Source organism: Noviherbaspirillum sp., from assembly GCF_036846085.1.
In the GTDB taxonomy this organism is placed as follows: domain Bacteria; phylum Pseudomonadota; class Gammaproteobacteria; order Burkholderiales; family Burkholderiaceae_D; genus Noviherbaspirillum.
The window spans coordinates 1-3,434 of the sequence record NZ_DAIUCO010000372.1 but is presented as its reverse complement, the minus strand read 5'-3'; the positions used below and the strand labels follow the sequence as shown (position 1 = coordinate 3,434).

The following is a 3,434-nucleotide window of genomic DNA, read 5'->3' as shown; positions in this document are numbered from 1 at the left end:
GCATTGAACTTGGCGACATACAGCTTGCCCTGGTCGAGGTACTTGTCGCCGGTGGCGATGCGGTTCGGTGCGCCGGCATCGGCGGCATTCCAGACGGCGTTCGACACGAACTTGTACATGTACTCGCCCTGGGAGTCGTCACCCATGTAGACGGCCAACGGCTTGCCTGCAACGAGCTTGCCGAAGGCTGCGCTTTCATGCGAGAAGCGGCCGAGGCTGGTGCGCTTCTTGACCGGCGCGTTCTTGTCGTACGGGTCGATCTCCACGATGTAGCCGAAGGTGTTGATCTCGTTGCGATAGTCGTCGCTGCCATTGGTGGACGTGCCCGACTTGCTGATGTCCCAGCGTGCGTATTTGTCGTCGGTGCCGGTGGTCTCCCAGCCATGGCGGCTGCTCGAATTTTCCGCGCGGCCGTAGCGGTTGAGGGCGACGACGCTCCTGTCGCCGCGTGCGGCGTTGTCGCCGGCGCCACGCTTGAAATAGCCCGCCCAGTTTTCCTCGCCGGTCGCCAGCGTGCCCCACGGTGTGCTGCCTGTGCCGCAGTTGTTGATCGTGCCGCGTGTGTCGGTGCCGGCGGTCGAGTACTTCGTCACCAGCAGGCCGTTGCCGCGTGCGACACCCGACATCTGGATCGGCGTCATCGGCGTCACGCGACGGTTGAAAGCCGACTCCTTAACGTAGGAGAACGCGCCGTTGGCGCCCTTGCGCACTTCCACCACCGACACGCCATGCGCCGGGATTTCCTTGTCGCTTTGCGCAGCCGGACGCGGATTGGCGCTGGCGCCGGTCGGATGCAGGAAGTGCTGGGTCAGCGCCTCGTGGTTCATTGCCAGCAGGCCGCGGCTCGAGCTGCCCGGGTCGGGTGCGCCGGCGGCGGACAGGCCGAAATATTCGATGCCGTCATGGTGATCGCCGGCGCGGTTGTCGAAATCGGTATCGGTGCCGTCGTTCTTGTATGCCGGCGTGGACGCGGTCAGCGGATCGCCCAGCGCATACAGGACGGTCGCGGTGTAGCCCGCGGGTACCACGACTGCGTCGGCGAGGCTTTTCGGCACGGCCTGGAATGCCAGCAGTTTTTCGGTCGGCGTAGTCGGCACCGGTGCCGCCGTGGCCGTATCGTCGCTGCCGCCGCATGCCGACAGGCCCAGGGAGCCGAGCAACGCACCTGCCGCGGACGCCACGCCGCCGCGCAGCAAGCTGCGGCGGCTCAGGCGCGCATCGAGCACCGCGCTGAAATGGTCGTTTTGCGAGTTGTTGGAACCAATGTCATCGTCATCGAGTACGACGCGGGACAGATCGGTGGGCTTGTTCATCGGTGAGTTTCCTATGACGTTGGGAGGGAATGGAACGGGGCGATTCTAGACATCCGCCGTTACACCAACGTGACAGGTTCATGACCGTATCGTGACAAGGTCCTGGGGAAGCAGACCGAAAAGCGGCGGCCTTCCGCAACGGCCGTGGCTTACGGCGCGGCGTTGGATGCCAGGACCTGCCCGGCCCTGCCGAACGCTTCCCGCGTGGCGCCGCTCATGTGCCCGCGTAGCCAGGTATGCGCCGGATTGCGGGTATCGCGTTCATGCCACAGCATGTCGACGTGCACATTTGGCAGGTTGAACGGCAGCTCCTTTGCGATGAGCTCGCCGGTGATGCCGGTCGATGCGATGAGATGGCGCGGCAACGTCGTGATCAGGTCGGAACTCGCCACCACCCTGCCGCCGGTGAAGAACTGGTTGACCGTCAGCAGGATGCGCCGTTCGCGGTTCAGCTGCGCCAGCGCCTCGTCGACCAGTCCGTGCGCGCGACCCGAAAAGCTCACCAGCAGATGATTGGCGGAACAATAGGCGTCGAGTGTCAGCTCGCCGTTCGCCAGCGGATGGTTCTTGCGCATCACGCACACATAGCGGCCGGAATACAACTGCTGATGGCGGATCGGCGACACCGATGCGCCGCCGCTGGCGATCTGCGACACCACGCCGGGGAAAAAGCCGATCGCCAGGTCGATATCGCCGCGTAGCAGCATTGGCCGCGGCTCACGTGTCGTCAGCGGCACCATCCGCACCAGAATGCCGGGCGCCTCGGTTTCGATCTTGCGTACGAGCGATGGCAGCCAAAGCGCGGCGGTCGCGTCGGCCATTGCCATGCGGAACGTGTTTTGGGCCCGAGACGGATCGAAGCTCTGGTCGGGAGCGATCGCCTCTTCCAGCTCGCCCAGCGCCCGGCGTACCGCCGGCCACAGCGTTTCGGCGCGGGGCGTCGGCTTGACGCCGTGGGCGGTGCGGATCAGCAATTCGTCTCCCAAGGCGTCGCGCAAGCGGCGCAGGGCGTTGGAAACCGCCGGTTGTGTCATCGCGAGCCGACTGGCGGCCCGGGTCAGGTTCTGCTCCGTCATGACCGCATCGAACACGCGCAGCAGGTTCAAATCCAGCGTCAAAAAACTCATGTCTCATCCATTCAATATAGGCAGCGATACAGTCCGGCATGCAATGCCAGTTATTCACGTAGATTATAGTAGATATCGAAAAACGAAATTGGATTAATAACTGGTGTGGTTCTACACTGCAATTCGCACAAAGAAAACATCATTTCAGAGAGGTAGTTATGTCCATACTGACCATCGCTTTTCCCGTACAAGCCGCGCTCCCGACCGTACAGGTGTTCGCCGGCGCCGTCGCTCCCCTTGCACGCCCGCTGATCGGTCTCGGCGCGCTGATCGCCCTGTTCATGGTCTTCAAGCCGTTGCTGATGGGCCTGCTGCGTGCCGCCCTGCTGGTAGTCAATCCCCGTCTGTCGCTGGAAGAGCGCCGCTCGCGCCGCACCCTGCGCAGCGTGCTGATGGTGAATCGCCTCGCGCAGGACGTCGAATCGAGCCAGCCCGGTCTTGCCGCCGAGTTGCGCCATCTCGCGGCCCAGGACTGAGGCGAGAGCATAATCCAAACGCGTCATTGCCATGAACCACACAATTTCCACTGACGTCACCGGCAGCCTGGCCAGCAGGACGATTCAAGCGCTGCGCCGTTCGCGCAGCCTCGCATCGATGCTGCCGTCGCTGTTGTTTACCGGCGCACTCACCCTCGTCATGACGGCCGTCATGCAACTGGTGTGGGAAGGACCGACAGCGAATTTTTTCAATGCCTGGATGATCACCTGGCTGACGGCGTGGCCGATCGCCTTCCCGGTCGCTTACCTGATCGGACCTGCGACCAGCCGCTTCGCGGCACGTATTTCCGCGCCGGCACGAACAAGAACACCGCAGGTACGCCGACCGGTCGGCTTGTGGTTCGACGATATTGCGGATGCATCGTCGCGTGCCACGAGGAAAAATGGTTTACGTGCGAATCACCGCCTGCGGTACCCGTTCAACTAAGCGACGTTTTCAAACCCTTGTCTCCTCCCTCCTGCTGAAGGATGGATTTACGCCCCGCAGGCCCAGGCCT

4 protein-coding genes are annotated in these 3,434 nt (G+C 63.2%); 2 read left to right on the top strand and 2 right to left on the bottom strand.

Annotation, left to right across the window (positions count from 1 at the left end):
* Together V7080_RS24830 and V7080_RS24825 are read right to left on the bottom strand one after the other, a co-directional pair.
* Positions 1-1,313 (bottom strand): PhoX family protein (locus V7080_RS24830; RefSeq protein WP_334191051.1); only part of this gene is annotated, 1,313 nt, incomplete at its 3' end.
* A gap of 149 nt (positions 1,314-1,462) precedes the next feature.
* Positions 1,463-2,440: a LysR family transcriptional regulator gene (locus V7080_RS24825; RefSeq protein ID WP_334191050.1), complete on the bottom strand. Its 978-nt coding sequence runs from the start codon at positions 2,438-2,440 to the stop codon at positions 1,463-1,465.
* Positions 2,441-2,598: 158 nt separating this feature from the next.
* Here V7080_RS24825 and V7080_RS24820 point away from each other — a divergent pair, with 158 nt between their 5' ends.
* A complete protein-coding gene (locus V7080_RS24820; RefSeq protein WP_334191049.1) occupies positions 2,599-2,916 on the top strand; it encodes a hypothetical protein in 318 nt (105 codons plus the stop codon).
* A 31-nt stretch (positions 2,917-2,947) separates the two neighbouring features.
* The gene (locus V7080_RS24815) at positions 2,948-3,364 is read left to right on the top strand and encodes a DUF2798 domain-containing protein (RefSeq protein ID WP_334191048.1); all 417 of its coding nucleotides are present in this window, start codon (positions 2,948-2,950) and stop codon (positions 3,362-3,364) included.
* Positions 3,365-3,434 lie beyond the last annotated feature (70 nt).

Excerpts from the sequence above, each read along its gene's own strand:
- V7080_RS24825 (WP_334191050.1), bottom strand. The coding sequence starts at position 2,440 with ATGAGTTTTTTGACGCTGGATTTGAACCTGCTGCGCGTGTTCGATGCG.
- V7080_RS24820 (WP_334191049.1), top strand. The coding sequence starts at position 2,599 with ATGTCCATACTGACCATCGCTTTTCCCGTACAAGCCGCGCTCCCGACC.
- V7080_RS24815 (WP_334191048.1), top strand. The coding sequence starts at position 2,948 with ATGAACCACACAATTTCCACTGACGTCACCGGCAGCCTGGCCAGCAGG.